Here is a 16,912-nt window from a genome sequence, read left to right as displayed (position 1 = left end):
TCTCCTGTTTGCTCAAGATTGTATTCCGGCCCGTAGCGGCACAAAGCGCACGGCCTCTAATTCTGTGCGTTTCCAGCTGGCCGCGCCTGTGCGTTCGATCAGAACCAGGCGCTGGTTGGCGCCCCCTTCAGGAGCGATCAGGCGGCCACCCGGCGCGAGCTGTGACAGCAGCGCCTGCGGGATGGCAAGGCCAGCGGCAGCCACAACGATAGCATCGAACGGCGCCACGCCGGGCAGGCCCAGCATGCCGTCGCCATAGATCAAGCGGATCCTCGTGGTGAGCCGCAAGGCGCGCAGATGCTCGCGCGCCAGCTCATACAGCCCGCGGATGCGTTCGATGGTATGGACCTCGCGCACGAACTGCGCAAGGACCGCCGCCTGGTATCCGCAACCCGCGCCGACTTCCAGCACGCGGGTTGGCGTGCGGTCTTCGCAAGCAGCGGCGATCATGCGCGCCACCACCCAGGGCTGGGAGATGGTTTGCGAATGGCCGATGGGCAGCGCCGCGTCTTCGTAGGCGCGGCTGGCCAGCGCCTCATCGACGAACAGGTGGCGCGGCACCGCGCCCATGGCGTTGAGCACGCGCTCATCGGTAATGCCCTGCGCCCGCAGGCGCTCGACCATGGCCTGGCGCAAGCGGTCGGAGTTCAAGCCCAGATTGCCGCCGGATGCGGGCGCGGGCGCCTGCGTCTGGCGCGGCAGCGTAGCCGCCGAGATGCGGGTGTTGCTGTTGGCGGGCGTGACGCCCGGACTGAGCCGGCCCGAGTCGTAGCGCACCGGGCCGGTGCGCCCGGGCACCGGCTGGGTCACGTCAGGCTGGCTTACGCGTTTGCGCATAGCGGCTCCGCCCAGGTCCGGATCTCGTCGAGCTGGCTGTGCTGGGTCAGGTCCAGGCGCAGCGGCGTGACCGACACCGTGCCCTGCTCGACGGCATGGAAGTCCGTGCCGGGCGTGGCGTCGGCCGCCAAACCCACGGGTCCAATCCAATAAACGGTATCGCCATACGGCGTGGTGGTGCGCACCACGGGTTGCGACGGATGGCGCTTGCCCAGGCGCGTGACCGCGAAGCCGTGCATGTCCTCGAAGCGGCGGCTGGGGATGTTGACGTTCAGCAGCACCGGCGCGGCCAGCGGCTGGGCCAGGTGGCGCTCGACCACCAGGCGCGCGGCGCGCGCGGCGGAATCGATATGCGCCCAGCCCTTCTCGGCCAGCGAAAACGCGATGGCGGGAATGCCGAACAGGTAGCCTTCGCTGGCGGCGGCCACGGTGCCCGAATACAGGGTGTCGTCGCCCATGTTGGCGCCGTTGTTGATGCCGGACACGACCAGGTCGGGCCGGGTATCCATCAAGCCAGTGAGCGCCACGTGCACGCAGTCGGAAGGCGTGCCGTTGACGGCGATGAAGCCGTTCGAGGCGGTGCGCACCGACAGCGGCCGGTTCAGCGTCAACGAGTTGGACGCGCCGCTGTGATTGGTCTCGGGCGCGACGACGGTGAGATCGCCCAAGCCCTGCAGCGCCTCTACCAGCGCTTCGAGCCCAGGGGCGGAATAACCATCATCGTTCGAAACCAGAATTCGCATTGTGCATCCGAAAGAAAATAAAACGCGGGTGAACGCGTCGGATTGTACCGTCCGCGGCCTCCATCCGTGCGATCGGCTGGCAACCGGGCGCCGGCGCCCCGCTCGATAACCCGTAGCCGGCCCCGCTCCCGGGCGCGGTAGAATCCGCAGCCATTACGGCAATAACACAACAACAACGGACCCCTTTCACATGGCGATAAACGACCCCTCCCTGGCGTTCAGCGCTGCGCTCATCCTGCTGGCCTACCTGATCGGCTCCGTGCCGTTCGCCGTGGTGGTCAGCAAACTCATGGGCCTGCAGGATCCCCGCAGCTACGGCTCCAAAAACCCGGGCGCCACCAACGTGCTGCGCACCGGGAACAAGACGGCTGCCGCGCTGACGCTGCTGGGCGATGCCGCCAAGGGATGGTTCGCGATCTGGCTGGCCGAGAAGCTGGCCCCGGGAATTTCTCCCATCGCGCTGGCGCTGGTGGCGCTGGCCGCTTTCGTCGGCCATCTGTACCCCATCTTCCTGGGCTTCAAGGGCGGCAAGGGCGTGGCCACCGCCCTGGGCGTGCTGGTGGCGATCCAGCCCTGGCTGGCGGTCGCCACGGCGGCCACCTGGCTGATTGTCGCCGTGTTCTTCCGCTATTCGTCCCTGGCTTCGCTGGTGGCGGCCTTTTTCGCCCCCGTCTATTACGTATTCGGCTCCGGCCTGGCCTGGTATGCGCAGCCGCCCATGGGCGTTGCGCTGGCGGTCATCGGCGTGCTGCTGTTCTATCGTCACCGCGCCAACATCACGCGCCTGGTCCAGGGCACGGAAAGCCGCATCGGCGGCGGCAAGAAAAAATAGGTGCAAGACGCGTGCAATATAGGGCGGCCCGAAGGCCGCCCTTTTCGTTTCAGGCGATGTCGGCCAGGTCCCAGCGCGGCTTCACGGTGAAGCCATGCGCGTCCGGGTCCAGGGTCGCCAAGCCAGCCTTGACCCGCTCGGCGGCGGCAAAGGCGATCATGGCCCCATTGTCGGTGCAGAGCTCCAGCGGCGGGAAATAGGCCCGCGCCTTCAGCGGCTTGAGCGCGGCGTCCAGCTTGGCGCGCAGTAGCTGGTTGGCGCCGACGCCGCCCGCCACCACCAGGCGCTTCAGGCCGGTCTGCTTCAGGGCCTTGATGGCCTTGGCCGCCAGCACATCCACGATGGCGGCCTGCGTGGCCGCGGCCAGGTCGGCGCGGGCCTGTTCGTCCAGTCCACCCGCGGCCTCGGCGGCCTTGACCCGGGTCAGCACGGCCGTCTTCAGGCCGCTGAAGCTGAAATCCAGGTCGCCGCTGTGCAGCATGGGCCGCGGCAGCTCAAAGCGCGTGGGATCGCCGCTGCCGGCCAGCCTGGACAGCGCCGGTCCGCCCGGATAGCCCAGTCCCATCAGCTTGGCCGACTTGTCGAAGGCCTCGCCCGCCGCGTCGTCCAGCGTTTCGCCCAGCAATTCATAGCGGCCCACGCCGTCCACGCGCATCAGCTGCGTGTGGCCGCCTGACACCAGCAGCGCCACGAAGGGAAAGTCCGGCCGCGGATCCGCCAGCATCGGCGACAGCAGATGGCCTTCCAGGTGATGGATGCCGATGGCGGGCAGATGGCGCGACCATGCGAACGACTGCGCGACGCTGGCGCCCACCAGCAAGGCGCCGGCCAGGCCAGGCCCGGCCGTATAGGCCACCGCGCCGATATCCGACATCTGCAGGCCCGCGTCCTCGAGGACCTGGCGCGTCAGCGGCACGACCCGGCGGATATGGTCGCGCGAGGCGAGTTCCGGCACCACGCCCCCGTATTCCTGGTGCATGGCGATCTGGGTATGCAGCGCGTGCGCCAGCAGGCCCCGTTCGGTACAGACGGCTGCGACGCCGGTTTCGTCGCAGGAGCTTTCAAAGCCGAGAATAATCATGGCGGCAGAGTTTACAACTGATGCGAAAATACGCCCTTTCATGAAAAACCGGCGGGCAACCCAGCCCGCCCACAACAACCCGCAATCCTGCAAACACATTGGGGACTCGAATGCTCGAGAAGCTATTCAAGCTGCGTGAACACGGCACGACAGCACGCACGGAACTGGTCGCCGGCCTGACGACTTTCCTGACGATGTCGTACATCATCTTCGTCAATCCGGACATCCTGTCGTCGACGGGCATGGACCGCGATGCCGTGTTCGTCGCCACCTGCCTGGCCGCCGCGCTGGGCTCGCTGGTGATGGCGCTGATCGCCAACTGGCCGATCGGCATGGCGCCGGGCATGGGCCTGAACGCCTTCTTCGCATTCACCGTGGTCAAGACCATGGGCTACACCTGGGAGCAGGCGCTGGGCGCGGTGTTCATCTCGGGCGTGATCTTCCTGTTCCTGACGATCTCGGGCATCCGGGTCTGGCTGGTCAAGGGCATTCCGCATTCGCTGCGCAGCGCCATCGCCGCCGGCATCGGGCTGTTCCTTGCCATTATCGCGCTATCCAGCGCCAATATCGTGGTCGCGCATCCGGCCACCAAGGTCACGCTGGGCGACCTGACCCAGCCCGGCCCGCTGTTCGCCATCCTGGGCTTTTTCATCATCGCCGCGCTGGATGCGCTGCGCGTGCGCGGCGCCATCCTGATCGGCATCCTGGTGGTCACCGTGGCGTCGATGGCGCTGGGCTACAACGAATTCAAGGGCATCTTCGCCGCCCCGCCCAGCCTGGCCCCCACTCTCATGAAGCTGGACATCCTGGGCGCGCTGCATAGCGGCTTCGTACATGTGATCCTGGTGTTCGTGCTGGTCGAAGTGTTCGACGCCACCGGCACGCTGGTGGGCGTGGCCAAGCGCGCGGGGCTGATGCCCGAGAACCGGCCCAACCGCCTGGGCCGCGCGCTCTTTGCCGACAGCAGCGCCATCGTGGCCGGCTCGATGCTGGGCACCAGCAGCACCACCGCCTACGTCGAAAGCGCCTCGGGCGTGCAGGCTGGCGGCCGTACCGGCATGACCGCGCTGGTCGTGGCAGTGCTGTTCCTGGCGGCGCTGTTCATCTCGCCGCTGGCCGGCGCCGTGCCCGCCTACGCCACCGCGCCCGCCCTGCTTTACGTGGCCGGCCTGATGATGCGCGAACTCATCGACATCGACTGGAACGACGTCTGCGAAGCCACGCCGGCCGCGCTGACCGCGCTGGTCATGCCGTTCACGTACTCGATCGCCAACGGCATCGCCTTCGGCTTCATCAGCTACGTGGTGCTGAAGACGGCCACGGGCAAAATCCGCGACGTGCATCCCGCCACCTGGCTGGTGGCGGCGCTGTTCGTGATCCGCTACGCCTTCTTCCCGGGCTAGGCCCGGCCGCAATGCCGGCCGGCAGGGCGGGCCAATCGCGGCAATAGCGGAAATCAATCAACCCGCCGCACCATAAGGTTGCTGGCGGGTCCGCTTGATTTCGCCGATACACTCCCCATGTATAACGGCATATGGAGTCCGCCTTGCGCCTTACCCGCTTTGTTTCCGCCCCGCTGTCCTGTTCCACCGTGTACACGGAGGTTTCCGCATGAGCAGCCTGGCCCGCATTCCCTTTTCCGTACTGGACCTGGCCCCGATTGTGCAGGGCCGCGACGCGGCTGACGCCTTCCGCAACACGGTCGCGGTCGCGCAGCACGTGGAACGCCTGGGCTACAAGCGCTTCTGGCTGGCGGAGCACCACAACATCAACGGCGTGGCCAGCAGCGCCACCGCGGTGCTGATCGGCCACGTGGCCTCGCACACCCGCACGCTGCGCGTGGGATCGGGCGGCATCATGCTGCCCAACCACGCGCCGCTGATCATCGCCGAACAGTTCGGCACGCTGGAAACCCTCTACCCCGGCCGCATCGACCTGGGCTTGGGCCGCGCGCCCGGCAGCGACGGCGCCACGCAGCATGCATTGCGCCGCGGACCGCGCAGCGGCTTGGAGTTCCCGGCGCTGGTCGAAGAATTGCGCGGCTTCCTGGCGCCTTCGCGTCCCGGCCAGCCGGTGCGCGCGATTCCCGGCGAAGGCCTGGACATTCCGATCTGGCTGCTGGGTTCCAGCGATTTCAGCGCGCGGCTCGCCGCGGAGCTGGGCCTGCCGTTCTCCTTCGCGGGCCATTTTTCGCCCGAGGGCATGGCGGCCATGCGCCTGTACCGCCATTTGTTCAAGCCGTCGGCAACGCTGGCGCGGCCCTACGCCATGATAGGCGTGCCGGTCGTGGCCGCGGAAACCGATGAAATCGCAAGACGCCAGGCCACCACCCAGCAGCTGAAGTTCCTGTCGCTGGTGCGCGGCAACCGCCTGCAGCTGCAGCCGCCCATGGACAGCATGGACGGCCAGTGGAACGAATGGGAACGCGAGGCGGTCCATCAAAGACTGGGCGCCGCGATCGTCGGTGGCCCGGATACCGTCCGGCGCGAACTGGAAGCGCTGGTCGCCGAAACCGAGGCCGACGAAGTCATGATCGTCTCGGATTTCTACGATATCGCCGACCGCCTGCGCTCCTTCGAGATCGTCGCGTCGTTGAAAAACGGCGCCGCGGCCTGAGCGCCGCAGCCCGCGCCCCAGGCGCCAACCATTGCGACGCGGCCATGACCCGCTCTACTATCGTTCTTAAAGCACCGAACGCCGCCGCAACGCCCCATCAGGTCCGGGACGGGCATACCCCGGGCCTCTGACACCGCTTTTTACGCCGCTCGCGCGGCAAGGATTCAAAATGAGTATTGTTGAACTCACCAAAGACAGCTTCCAGGAAGCCATCACCCCCGACGGTACGCTGATCGTCGATTTCTGGGCGCCCTGGTGCGGCCCCTGCCGCGGTTTCGCGCCGGTATTCGAACAGGCCGCGACCGAGCATCCCGACGTCACGTTCGCCAAGGTCAATACCGATGTGGAACAGGAACTGGCCGGCGCGCTGGGCATCCGCTCCATCCCGACCCTGATGGTCTTCCGCGAAAAGGTCCTGCTGTTCTCGCAACCGGGCGCCCTGTCCGGCGGACAGCTCAACGAGCTGCTCGCCAAGATCAAGGAAGTGGACATGGAAAAGGTCCACCAGGAGATCGCGGCCGCCCAGAACGGGCAGGACGCCTGAGCAGCTTGCTGGCCGCGCGGCCCTGGGGTCAGGATTCGGTTTCCCAGGCGGCGCGGCCGCGGGTGATGTTGGCAACGGTCACTTCCAGGTCCGCCACCGCCGCGCGCGGCACCGTGAACCGTAGCGCCACCCCTTCTTCATTGAAATCTTCCTGCAGGATCGCCGCGCCTGCTTGAGCCAGGCGCGACTTCAGCAACGCCAGTTCGCCAAAGCCGCAAGCACAGGCGATGGTTGCCAGATCCACGATCTCGGTCCGCTCCCCCAGCCGCAGGCAATTGGCCGCACAGCCCCCGTAGGCGCGCACCAGTCCGCCTGCGCCGAGCTTGATGCCCCCGTACCAGCGCACCACCAGCACCGCGACACGGTCCATGTCCTGGCCCTCGATGGCCTGGAGCATGGGACGGCCCGCCGTGCCGCCGGGTTCGCCGTCGTCATTGAAGCGGTACTCCTGACCGATGCGGTAGGCCCAGCAGTTATGGGTCGCTTCCGCGTCGCTGTGCTGGGCAAAGAAACGCATGGCTTCATCGACGCCGGACACGGGCGCCGCATACGCGACGAAGCGGCTTTTCTTGATGTCTTCCTGGTAGGTGCAAGGGGCGGTCAGCGTGTGCGTCATGACCGGCATTGTATGTGCCGGCGCCCCCCCCTAGCCGTGGCAGTCGGGTACTTCCTGGTCGAGGTACACGTCGAAGGCCACGTCGCGCGCCCACTTCGCCGTCATGGCCTTCCAGGCGCCCGCCCGATCCCAGGCGCGCATTTCCTGGCCCAGCCAGTTGCGGCTGGCGGAGTCGGACGCCGGCACCAGCCAGACGCGCTCGCGCCTGGCCCCATCCGCCGTCAGCGTCGAAGAGAATTTCTTCCATTCCGGGAAACGCACCAGCGGTTCCCACACAGCGTCGTCGACCAGCCCGATGTCGCAGCTGCCCTCGCGCACGGCGACCAGCGCGTCGGACGGCACGCGATACGTGCGCACCACCGCGCCCCAGCTTTCGGCCCACGCCTTGGAGGCGGTCGCGGCCTCGGCCATGCAAACGCTGCGGCCGCGCACGTCGGCGGGCCGGCGCAGGCTCGTGTCGCTGCGGATCACGGCCTTGGGGCGCGCGGCATAGCCCGTGACTTGCGCCGCCACGGTATCCGGCTGGCCGGCGGCGCCCTCGGCCAAAACCAGGTCGACCTCGCCAGCCGCCAGCGCGGCGGCGGCCTGCTCCGGCGCGACTTGCCGCAAGCGCACCGGCAAGCCGAGGCTCTGCCCCAGCCTGTCGCTCATCCCTGCATCCAAGCCGTCCGGCGTGCGGATCTTGGCGCCGGCCGCGGGCGGCGGCGCCAGGTAAGGCACGCCCACCACCAGTTCGCCGCGCGCCCGCGCCGCCGCAAAGGCGTCCGGCTGCGCCTGCGCATGGCCGGATGCCGCCAGGCAGGCGCCAAGGACGAAAAGACGGATGCGGCCGATCATGCGGGACTCCGGTAACCCTCAGACGTACTGGTAGCGCAGCAGGCGGTGCTTGAGGTTTTCAAGCACGAACTGGTCGATCAGCGCGGCCAGCACGGCGATGACCAGGATGTTGGTCATGACACCGGTCATGTCGGCGATCTCGCCCGAATAGGCCAGCGAACGGCCCAGGCCCTTGCCGAAGCCGATCAGCATTTCCGCCGAGATCAGCGCGCGCCAGGCATTGCCGAACGCGAGCTGCGCGCCAGTGATCAGTTCGGGCATGACGGCCGGCAGGTAGACCCGCTTGACCAGACCCCAGCGCGTGGCGCCCATGACGCGCGCCGCCGACACGTGCACGCGCTGCACGGATTCGGTGGCGTTCATGACGCTGAGCGCGGCCGGGAAAAAGGCCGACAGCGCCACCACCACGATGATGGGCGTATTGCCGAAGCCCATGACGATCAGGAACAGCGGCACCCAGGCGATCGACGGAATCGACTGCAGGATGACGATGGCGCTGCGCAGCACTTCGCGAAAGAAGAACAGCACCGCCGCCACCAGCCCGAAACCTATGCCGGCCGCCAGCGCCAGGCCGTAGCCCGCGCCCAGCCGCCCCAGCGTGCCCAGGAGGCTCTGGTGGAACGATTGTTTGCCCAGGTCTTCGACCAGCCGCTCGACCACGGCGGGCACGCCCGGCATCAGGAAGTCCGGCAGCGCGAACGCCGCCAATTGCCACAATGCCAGGATGAACAGGACGCCCAGAACGCCCGCGAAATGCTTGCGGGCGCCGGTGACTCGGGTAGATGCGCTCAAAGCTTGCGAGCCTCTTGCCAGGACAGGTCGACGATGCTGGACACGTCGTACGGCTTGCCGTCGCGCGTCTTCAGCGAACCCTGGGCCTGCAGGATGTCAGCGATTTCCTGCATGCGGCGCGTGTCCTTGTCGGTCAGCTTCGGCGTGAAGACCTGCGTGCCGATGGCTTCGGCGATGACCGTCTCGCGCGGCAGTTCGCCGCGGGTCAGGGTCTTGAGCGTGGGCTCGGCGATGAAGTAGGACGCGATCAGCTTGGAGGCCTGCGCGGGTTCTTTCTGCAGCAGCTGGATGGCCTGGTTCTGCGCGTCCAGCGCCTTCCATACGTCGTCCTTGCGCTTGGCCAGCGTTTCGCCGGAGGTGATCACCACCATGCACGGGAACGGCCAGGCCTGGCCGACTTCATAGATCTGCTTGACCGGCGCGATCAACTGCGCGATGCGGTCGTAGGGTTCGAACAGGAAGGCCGCGTCCACGCGCTTGCCCACCAGCGACTGGACCGCCACGGCCGGGCTCACGCCCATGACGTTGACGTCATCGGCGGACAGGTTGCCCTGCTTGAGCACCACGCCCTTCAGGACCACGTCGGCGGTGCTGCCTTCGGCCTGGGACGCCAGGGTCTTGCCCTTCAGCCCGGCGATGTCCTTGATGCCGGAGTCGTCGCGCACGATCAGCGAGTGGTAGCCCTGCTGCGCGCCACCCACCACTTTCAGGTCCGCGCCCTTGGAGGCCCAGGCCACGGCATTGGTGAAGCCCAGCACGCCGATGTCCAACTGGCCGCCGACGATGGCCTTGATCAGGTCGGTGCCCGACTTGAACTCGATCAGCTCGGAATCCAGGCCGGCCTGTTTGTAGTAGCCGCCCTCTTGCGCGACGATGGCTTGCGCATCGTCCATCACGCGCAGATAGCCCACGCGGAATTTCTCGGCGGCCATGGCGGGGGCCGCCGCCAGCAGCGCCGCGGCCAGCGGCAGGGACAGCCATTGCTTCAATTTCATGGGAAGTGCTCCAGGGGTATGCAGGGCCGGCCGGCGCGCAGGCGCCGCCGGCGGAAATGCAGATCAGGTATCAGGCCGCCAGGGCCAGGTCGGCGTGCTCGCCCGAGCCGTCCACCGCGATGCCGAGCAGGCGCAGGATCTCGCGCTTCTCGGTAGCCAGGCCAGACAGGTCGTGGGTCTTTTCGCGGTGCGCCAGGTTGAATTCGCGCAGCACCCGGGCCGGGCGTGGGCTGAAGACGATGATGCGGTCGGCCAGGAACAGGGCCTCGTCCACGTCGTGGGTCACCAGCAGCACGGTGGGCTTTTCCTGGGCGATGAGCTGGCGCAGCACGTCCTGCAGGCTCAGCCGGGTCAGCGCGTCCAGCGCGCCGAAAGGCTCGTCCATCAGCATGGTCTGCGGCTGGGCGATGAAAGCCCGCGCCAGCGCGGCGCGCTGCCGCATGCCGCCGGAAACCTGATGGGGGTAATAGTGTTCGAAGCCGGCCAGGCTGACGCGCGCCAGCCACGTGCGCGCGGCTTCGCGGGCGCGGGACTTGGGCGTGTTCTGGAATTCCAGCGCCAGCGCCACGTTGTCTTCCAGTGTCAGCCAGGGATACAGCGCATGTTCCTGGAACACCAGCGTGCGGCTCGGATGGGGACCCGCGACCGCCTTGCCGTCGGCCAGCACGCTGCCTTCGGTGGGTGTCTCCAGGCCGGCCGCCAGATGCAGCAAGGTGGACTTGCCGCAACCCGACGGACCCACCAGGGCAACCAGTTCACCGGTCTTGATTTCGCTGGTAAAGCCGTCCACCACCGGCAGTTCGCCGAAGTGTTTATGGACGTGATCGAAGGTGAGATTCATGGAACGTATCGTGGCGGGCCAAAAATGAGCCCCCAATCTAACAATTCGTTATATGAATCCAAACTATCAATATTGAATTTCTTAACTTCTTTTCGTAATAAAGAACGGATCAACAACGCGCTACCGGACTGGCTACAGGCGCCGAACGCCGCCCGACATTCCACCGCCAATACTCAATTCGAATCGATAACGCGTAAAACGATATTGGACCCTCGCCCCTCCCCGTCATTAAGGTTGATCCCAGACATAACGGGGCCCACCCCGATCGGAGCGACATGGAGCGAGACAACACCGCCGCCGCGCAACCGCGCGGCGCGCTATCCCATCTGAAGATCCTGGACCTGACGCGCGTGCTGGCCGGCCCATGGGCGACGCAGACGCTGGCCGACATGGGCGCGGACGTCATCAAGGTGGAGCGTCCTGAGCATGGCGACGATACGCGCGGCTGGGGGCCTCCCTTCCTGACCGGCGCCGACGGCGCGGAGACCCGGGATTCGTCCTACTTCCTGAGCGCCAACCGCGGCAAGCGGTCCATCACGGTGGACATCGCCACGGCCGAAGGCCAGGCGCTGATTGCGGAACTGGCGAAGGACTCCGACGTGCTGGTCGAGAACTACAAGGTCGGCACGCTGGCGCGCTACGGACTGGACTACGACAGCCTGCGCGCCGTCAATCCGCGCCTGATCTATTGCTCGATCACCGGTTTTGGCCAGGACGGGCCCTATGCGCCGCTGCCGGGCTACGACTTCGTGTTCCAGGGCATGGGCGGGCTGATGAGCATCACCGGCGACCCTGCCGGCGAGCCAATGAAATCCGGCATCGCGATCACGGACCTGCTGACCGGCGTCTATGCCAGCACAGCCATTCTTGCCGCGGTCGAGCACCGCCGCGTCAGCGGCGTGGGGCAGTACATCGACATGTCTCTGCTGGACTGCGTGATCACGATCTCGTCCTATCAGGCCATCAACTACTTCCTGTCCGGGCGGGTGCCGCAGCGCATGGGCAATGCCCATTCCAACATGGTTCCGTACCAGGTGTTCGCCTGCAAGCAAGGCTCGGTCATCGTCGCCGTCGGCAATGACGGCCAGTACCGCGCGCTCTGCGGCGCCATCGGCCGCGCCGACCTGGCCGCCGACGAACGCTATGCCACGGCCGGCGGACGCAACCGGAACCGCGACACGCTGATTCCCCCGATCGCCGAGGCCATGCTGGCGCGCACCATGCAGGAATGGGTGCCGATACTGCAGGCGGTCAACGTGCCCTGCGGTCCCATCTACAACATCGAGCAGGTCTTCCAGGACCCGCACGTGCGCCATCGCGGCATGCAGCTGTCGCTGCCCCATGCCTCGGGCGTGGATACGCCGGCCGTGGCCAACCCCATTCGCATGCGCGACACCCCCATGCGCTACGACCGCGCCGCGCCCACCCTGGGCCAGCACACCGACGACGTGCTGCGCGAGCGGCTAGGCCTGGACCAGGCCCGCATCGCGGAGCTGAAAGGCCGCGGAATCATCTGACCCCAACCGCCGGGCAGGCGGCCATGACAACAACCCAGGAGACACCACCATGCGCATCATCACCGCCGCGGTCTGCGGCGCCCTGACCCTGGCGGCCCTTGCGGCCGCCCCCGCATCGGCCCAGGACGCACCCGTCCGCTTCATCGTGCCCTACCCGCCCGGCGGCGCCGCCGACCAGATCGCGCGCCTGGTGGCGCAAGAAATGAGCAAGGGCGGCGGCGCGACCATCATCGTGGAGAACAAGCCTGGCGCGGCCGGCATGATCGCCGCCGATTACGTCGCCCGCGCCAAGCCTGACGGCAAGACCTTCTTCGTCGGCTCCAACGCCCCGCTGGTAGTGAACCAGGCGCTTTACGCGAAGATGACTTACGACCCGGCCAAGGACTTCGTCCCGGTCTCGGGCATGGCCAAGTCGCCGCTGCTGTTGGTGGTGCGCCATGACCTGCCGGCGCGCGACGTCAAGGCCTTGATTGCCCTGGGCAAGCAATCCCCCGGCAAGCTGACCATGGGTTCGGCCGGCACCGGCAACATCACCTATCTTGCCGGCGAATACGCCGTCAGCAAGCTGGGCTTCCAGGTCACCCACGTGCCCTACCAAGGCAGCGCGCCCGCCATCGTCGGCCTGATGGGCAGCAGCACCGACCTGATGTTCGACGCACTGCCCTCCAGCATGACGCAGGCGCAGGCCGGCAAGATCCGGCCCTTCGCCGTGCTCGACGACAAGCGCTTCGCCGGCCTGCCCGACGTGCCCACCGCGGCGGAACTCGGCTACGCCGGCATCGACGCCAGCGCCTGGTTCGGCCTGGTGGCGCCCGCAGGCACCCAGGCCGCCGTCGTCCAAAGCATGAACCGCGACGTCAACCAGGCGCTGCGGCAGCCGGAGCTGCAGCGCAAGCTCACGCAGATCGGCGCGGTACCCATGCCAGGCGACGCCCCGGTGTTCGCCGCCTTCGTGCAAGCTGAGCGCGACCGCTGGCTGCCGGTCGCCCGCGACCTGGGCCTGAAGGCCCAGTAAAGGGAGCCCGCCATGATCACCTTGGACTCCATCGAGGCGCTGCGCGCCTTTTCCGGTCAGCCTGCGGCGCTGACTCCCTGGCAGACCGTGGACCAGGACACCATCAACCGCTTCGGCCTGGCCACCGGCGACACGCAGTGGATCCACATGGACCCGCAGCGCGCGCAGGCCGAATCGCCCTACGGCGCGGCCATCGCCCACGGCTTGCTGACGCTCTCGCTGCTGCCCAGCCTGTATGCGTCGGCGATGCGCTTTCCCAACCGCAGGCTGGCGGTGAACTACGGCTTTGACCGCGTGCGCTTCACTCAGGCGGTCAAGGCTGGCGCACGCGTGCGCGGCGCGTTTGCGCTGACTTCTGTAGACGAGCTGCCGGACGGCCAGGCGCGCCTGGCCTGGGACGTGCGCATCGATATCGACGGCGAGGAAAGGCCCGCGCTGGTCGCGCGCTGGCTCACGCAAGTCGCCTATCACCCTGGCAACAAGGAACAACCATGACACTGAAGATCAGCCGCCACGGCGCCACCGCCGTGCTGGCCATGAACCGGCCCGATCAGCGCAACGCGCTCAGCCTGGAAATGCGCGACGCCTTCGCGCTGGCCCTGCCGGAACTGCGCGAAGACGACGGGATCAAGGCCGTGGTTTTGACCGGATCCGGCGGACACTTCTGCGCCGGCGGCGACATCAAGTCCATCACCCAGGCGCATGCCCAGGGCCTGGACGCTTTCGAGGGGCGCGAGCGCATCCGCAAGATCCACCGCTGGTACGACGCGCTGGTGGACCTGGAAAAACCGGTCATCAGCGCGGTGGAAGGCGTCGCCTTCGGCGCCGGCCTGTCGCTGGCGCTGTGCGCTGACTATGCCATCGCGCGGCGCGGCGCCACCTTCTGCGCGGTATTCGCCCGCATCGGCTATGTGCCCGACATGCTGGGCATGTATCTGCTGCCGCGCGCCGTCGGCCTGGCGCGCGCCAAGGAACTGGTGTTCACGGCCCGGGTCTGCGACGCCGAGGAAGCGCTGGAACTGGGGCTGGTGCAAGCGCTCTGCGACGGCGATCCGCTGGAACAGGCGCTGGCCATGGCCGAACGTTTTCACAGCGCCCCGACGCAGGCGCTGGGCTTGGCCAAATCGATCATGAACCGGACCTTCGAGTCCAGCCGCGAGGACATCTACGCGCAGGAAGCCATGGCCCAGGCCATCTGCCGCGACAGCGCCTTCCATCGCGACGCCGCCCGGCGCTTCGTGGAAAAGCTGCCTCCCGCCTACAAATGGGATTGAACGACATGCCAGAGCAAACCCAAGCGGCCGAACCGGCCCCCCAGGCCCGTTACGAGGCCTACCTGGACCAAGGCCGCTTCATGCTGCAACGCGACCGCCGCAGCGGCGAATTCTTCTTCTATCCGCGCGTGGCCGCGCCGCGCAGCGGCTCGCGCGACCTGGAATGGGCCGCGCCCACCGGATTGGGCCGCGTCTACGCCGTCACCGTGATCCATCCGCGCCCGCCCGAAACGCCCTACGGCGTGGTGCTGGTGGACCTGGACGAAGGACCGCGCCTGATGTCACGCGTGGACGGACTTCCCGCGCACGATATCCGCATCGGCGCCAGGGTGCGCGCCCGCGTCATCCAGGAAGCCGGACGCGGCGTGTTGGTATTCGAACCCATGGCGGAGCCGACATGAGCCAGGACCGTTTCCCCCGCGGCAAGGCCGCCATCGTCGCCGGCGCCACCTATGGCATCGGCCAGACCCCGGGCATGAGTTCGATGGATCTTGCGGTCCACGCCAGCCTCGCGGCGCTGGACAAGGCGGGGCTGCGCCCGGACCAGGTCGATGGCCTCTTCATCGGCCTGCCCGATGACTTCATGTCCGGCCTGGGCTTTGCCGAATACCTGGGCATCTCGCCCCGTCTGACCGAGAACAACCGCACCGGCGGATCCTCCTTCCTGACGCACGCCATGTGGGCCGCGCTGGCCTTGGAAGCGGGGCAATGCGACGTGGCGCTGATCGCCTACGGCAGCAACCAGCGCAGCGGCGCGGGCAAACTGGTGAGTTCCATGCGTCCCGCCGCCAACGAAGCGCCCTACCGGCTGGCGCGTCCGGTGGGCGCGTATGCGCTGGCGGCTTCACGCTACGCCCACCAGTATGGCCTGAAGCGCGAACAGCTGGGCGCGGTGGCCATCGCCGCCCGCCAATGGGCCATGCTCAATCCCGAAGCCTTCATGCGCGAACCCTTGGACATGACGCAATACCTGTCGGCGCGCTTGGTGGCCGACCCCTTGAGCGTGCGCGACTGCTGCCTGGTGACCGACGGCGCGGCTGCCGTGGTCATGACCCGCGCCGACCGGGCCCGCGACCACTGCGCGCGGCCCGCCTATCTGCTGGGCGCGGCCGCGGCCACCGACCATCGCGAGATCACCAACATGCCCGACCTGACGGTAACCGCGGCCGTGCGCAGCGGCGCGCGCGCCTTTGCCCAGGCTGGCGTGCGTCCGCAGGACATCGACGTGCTGGAGCTGTACGACGCCTTCACCATCAACCCCATCCTGTTCCTCGAGGACCTGGGTTTCTGTGCCAAGGGCGAAGGCGCGGCCTTCGTGGAAAACGGCCGCATCGCACCGGGCGGCGAGCTGCCCGTCAACACCAACGGCGGCGGCCTGTCCTGCGTGCATCCCGGCATGTACGGCCTGTTCACCATGGTCGAAGCCTACGTGCAGCTGGCCGGCCTGGGCGGCGCGCGCCAGGTGCCTGGCGCCAGTCTGGCGCTGGCGCATGGCAACGGCGGCGAGCTGTCCAGCCAGGCCACGCTGATCCTGGGCACGGCCGAAACGCTCTGAACCCCACAAGGAAAACCATGAACCACACTGCTTTTCTGCTCGACCAACGCAGCATCATCGTGACGGGCGCAGCCCAGGGCATAGGCCGCGCCATCAGCGAACTGGCCATGCAATTGGGCGCCCGCGTGACCGCCGTCGACATGAACGCCGACGCGCTCGCCGCGTTCGAGCGCGAGGCGCCGCAAGGCCAGTTGCTGACCCTGGCCGGCGACGTGTCGGACCCGGCATTCGCGGCCGCGGCCGTCGAGCGCGCGGCCCAGCATTACGGCACGGTCGACGGCCTGGTGAACAACGCAGGCATCACGCGCACCGCCATGATAGAAAAAATGACCCAGGAAGCCTGGCAAAAGGTGATCGACGTGCACCTGACCGGATCCTTCCAGTTCCTGCAGGCCGTCGGCCGCCACATGCTGGCAGCGGCGCGCGAGACTGGCAAGCCCGGCGGCTCCATCGTCAACATCACCTCGGACGCGGGCCGCCGCGGCACCATAGGCCAGATCAACTACGCCGCCGCCAAGTCCGGCGTGCTGGGCCTGACCATGAGCGCGGCGCGCGAATGGGGTAAATACGGGATACGCGTCAACACCATCGGCTTCGGCGTGGTGGAAACGCCCATGACGGAAACCATACGGGGGGATAAGTTCCGCGACACCTATCTGTCGCAGATCCCGTTGGGCCGCTTCGGCCTGCCTGGGGAGGTGGCGTGGCCGGTGTGCTTCCTGCTGTCGGATGCCGCCTCGTACATGACGGGGCAGCATCTCTATGCCAATGGCGGCATGACCATAGGCATGTAAGGCAGATCCGGTAAGGCAAATCC

The 16,912-nt window shown here is 67.4% G+C and carries 19 protein-coding genes; 11 read left to right on the top strand and 8 right to left on the bottom strand.

Annotation, left to right across the window (positions count from 1 at the left end; all coding sequences use genetic code 11):
• Nucleotides 1-12: 12 nt before the first annotated feature.
• A complete protein-coding gene (locus FOC84_RS28360; protein ID WP_254241806.1) occupies nt 13-837 on the bottom strand; it encodes a protein-L-isoaspartate(D-aspartate) O-methyltransferase in 825 nt (274 codons plus the stop codon).
• Complete coding sequence (gene surE, locus FOC84_RS28355) at nt 822-1,580, bottom strand: 5'/3'-nucleotidase SurE (RefSeq protein ID WP_173148140.1); 759 nt, start codon at nt 1,578-1,580, stop codon at nt 822-824. Before surE ends, FOC84_RS28360 begins: the two co-directional genes overlap by 16 nt.
• Before the next feature lie 190 nt (nt 1,581-1,770).
• Between surE and plsY the strand changes: the two genes are divergently transcribed.
• A complete protein-coding gene (gene plsY / locus FOC84_RS28350; protein ID WP_173148138.1) occupies nt 1,771-2,412 on the top strand; it encodes a glycerol-3-phosphate 1-O-acyltransferase PlsY in 642 nt (213 codons plus the stop codon).
• Between the two features lie 49 nt (nt 2,413-2,461).
• On the opposite strand, the gene tsaD is transcribed toward plsY, so the two are convergent.
• Nucleotides 2,462-3,493 carry a tRNA (adenosine(37)-N6)-threonylcarbamoyltransferase complex transferase subunit TsaD gene (gene tsaD / locus FOC84_RS28345; RefSeq protein ID WP_173148136.1) on the bottom strand — a complete coding sequence of 344 codons (1,032 nt, stop codon included), beginning with the start codon at nt 3,491-3,493 and terminating at the stop codon, nt 2,462-2,464.
• A 110-nt stretch (nt 3,494-3,603) separates the two neighbouring features.
• On the opposite strand from tsaD, the gene FOC84_RS28340 reads away from it, so the two are divergent.
• The 3 genes from FOC84_RS28340 to FOC84_RS28330 all read left to right on the top strand — a co-directional run bounded on the left by FOC84_RS28340 (nt 3,604) and on the right by FOC84_RS28330 (nt 6,653).
• On the top strand, nt 3,604-4,896 hold the full coding sequence (locus FOC84_RS28340) for an NCS2 family permease (RefSeq protein ID WP_173148134.1): 1,293 nt from the start codon (nt 3,604-3,606) through the stop codon (nt 4,894-4,896).
• Nucleotides 4,897-5,104: 208 nt separating this feature from the next.
• A complete protein-coding gene (locus FOC84_RS28335; RefSeq protein WP_173148131.1) occupies nt 5,105-6,109 on the top strand; it encodes an LLM class flavin-dependent oxidoreductase in 1,005 nt (334 codons plus the stop codon).
• 169 nt (nt 6,110-6,278) lie between these two features.
• Nucleotides 6,279-6,653 (top strand): thioredoxin family protein, encoded by a 375-nt coding sequence (locus FOC84_RS28330; RefSeq protein WP_013394055.1) that lies wholly within the window; start codon nt 6,279-6,281, stop codon nt 6,651-6,653.
• A 28-nt stretch (nt 6,654-6,681) separates the two neighbouring features.
• Here FOC84_RS28330 and FOC84_RS28325 read toward each other — a convergent pair whose 3' ends face one another.
• The 5 genes from FOC84_RS28325 to FOC84_RS28305 all read right to left on the bottom strand — a co-directional run bounded on the left by FOC84_RS28325 (nt 6,682) and on the right by FOC84_RS28305 (nt 10,734).
• Nucleotides 6,682-7,269, bottom strand: coding sequence for an IMPACT family protein (locus FOC84_RS28325; RefSeq protein WP_173148129.1), 588 nt, complete (start codon nt 7,267-7,269; stop codon nt 6,682-6,684).
• Nucleotides 7,270-7,299: 30 nt separating this feature from the next.
• The gene (locus tag FOC84_RS28320) at nt 7,300-8,106 is read right to left on the bottom strand and encodes a transporter substrate-binding domain-containing protein (RefSeq protein ID WP_173148127.1); all 807 of its coding nucleotides are present in this window, start codon (nt 8,104-8,106) and stop codon (nt 7,300-7,302) included.
• Between the two features lie 18 nt (nt 8,107-8,124).
• Nucleotides 8,125-8,898, bottom strand: a complete 774-nt coding sequence (locus FOC84_RS28315; protein ID WP_054453964.1) for an ABC transporter permease — start codon at nt 8,896-8,898, stop codon at nt 8,125-8,127.
• Entirely contained in the window at nt 8,895-9,893 is a 999-nt protein-coding gene (locus FOC84_RS28310; protein ID WP_173148125.1) for an ABC transporter substrate-binding protein, read from the bottom strand. The genes FOC84_RS28315 and FOC84_RS28310 overlap by 4 nt, the downstream gene beginning before the upstream one ends.
• A 70-nt stretch (nt 9,894-9,963) precedes the next feature.
• A complete protein-coding gene (locus FOC84_RS28305; protein ID WP_173148124.1) occupies nt 9,964-10,734 on the bottom strand; it encodes an ABC transporter ATP-binding protein in 771 nt (256 codons plus the stop codon).
• Between the two features lie 275 nt (nt 10,735-11,009).
• Between FOC84_RS28305 and FOC84_RS28300 the strand changes: the two genes are divergently transcribed.
• The 7 genes from FOC84_RS28300 to FOC84_RS28270 are packed head-to-tail and all read left to right on the top strand — an operon-like array spanning nt 11,010 to nt 16,889.
• Nucleotides 11,010-12,251, top strand: coding sequence for a CaiB/BaiF CoA transferase family protein (locus FOC84_RS28300; protein WP_173148121.1), 1,242 nt, complete (start codon nt 11,010-11,012; stop codon nt 12,249-12,251).
• A gap of 49 nt (nt 12,252-12,300) precedes the next feature.
• Nucleotides 12,301-13,266, top strand: coding sequence for a Bug family tripartite tricarboxylate transporter substrate binding protein (locus FOC84_RS28295; protein ID WP_173148120.1), 966 nt, complete (start codon nt 12,301-12,303; stop codon nt 13,264-13,266).
• Between the two features lie 12 nt (nt 13,267-13,278).
• Nucleotides 13,279-13,761 (top strand): MaoC family dehydratase, encoded by a 483-nt coding sequence (locus FOC84_RS28290; protein ID WP_173148119.1) that lies wholly within the window; start codon nt 13,279-13,281, stop codon nt 13,759-13,761.
• The gene (locus FOC84_RS28285) at nt 13,758-14,540 is read left to right on the top strand and encodes an enoyl-CoA hydratase/isomerase family protein (protein ID WP_173148117.1); all 783 of its coding nucleotides are present in this window, start codon (nt 13,758-13,760) and stop codon (nt 14,538-14,540) included. The genes FOC84_RS28290 and FOC84_RS28285 overlap by 4 nt, the downstream gene beginning before the upstream one ends.
• 5 nt (nt 14,541-14,545) lie before the next feature.
• Nucleotides 14,546-14,941 carry a Zn-ribbon domain-containing OB-fold protein gene (locus tag FOC84_RS28280; protein ID WP_173148115.1) on the top strand — a complete coding sequence of 132 codons (396 nt, stop codon included), beginning with the start codon at nt 14,546-14,548 and terminating at the stop codon, nt 14,939-14,941.
• A complete protein-coding gene (locus tag FOC84_RS28275) occupies nt 14,938-16,095 on the top strand; it encodes a thiolase (protein ID WP_173148113.1) in 1,158 nt (385 codons plus the stop codon). The genes FOC84_RS28280 and FOC84_RS28275 overlap by 4 nt, the downstream gene beginning before the upstream one ends.
• Before the next feature lie 17 nt (nt 16,096-16,112).
• The gene (locus FOC84_RS28270; protein ID WP_173148110.1) at nt 16,113-16,889 is read left to right on the top strand and encodes an SDR family NAD(P)-dependent oxidoreductase; all 777 of its coding nucleotides are present in this window, start codon (nt 16,113-16,115) and stop codon (nt 16,887-16,889) included.
• Nucleotides 16,890-16,912 lie beyond the last annotated feature (23 nt).

It is taken from the genome of Achromobacter pestifer, from assembly GCF_013267355.1.
Classification (GTDB): domain Bacteria; phylum Pseudomonadota; class Gammaproteobacteria; order Burkholderiales; family Burkholderiaceae_B; genus Achromobacter; species Achromobacter pestifer_A.
Note: the sequence above shows the minus strand (reverse complement) of the source record. Positions and strands in the feature narration are given on the sequence as shown.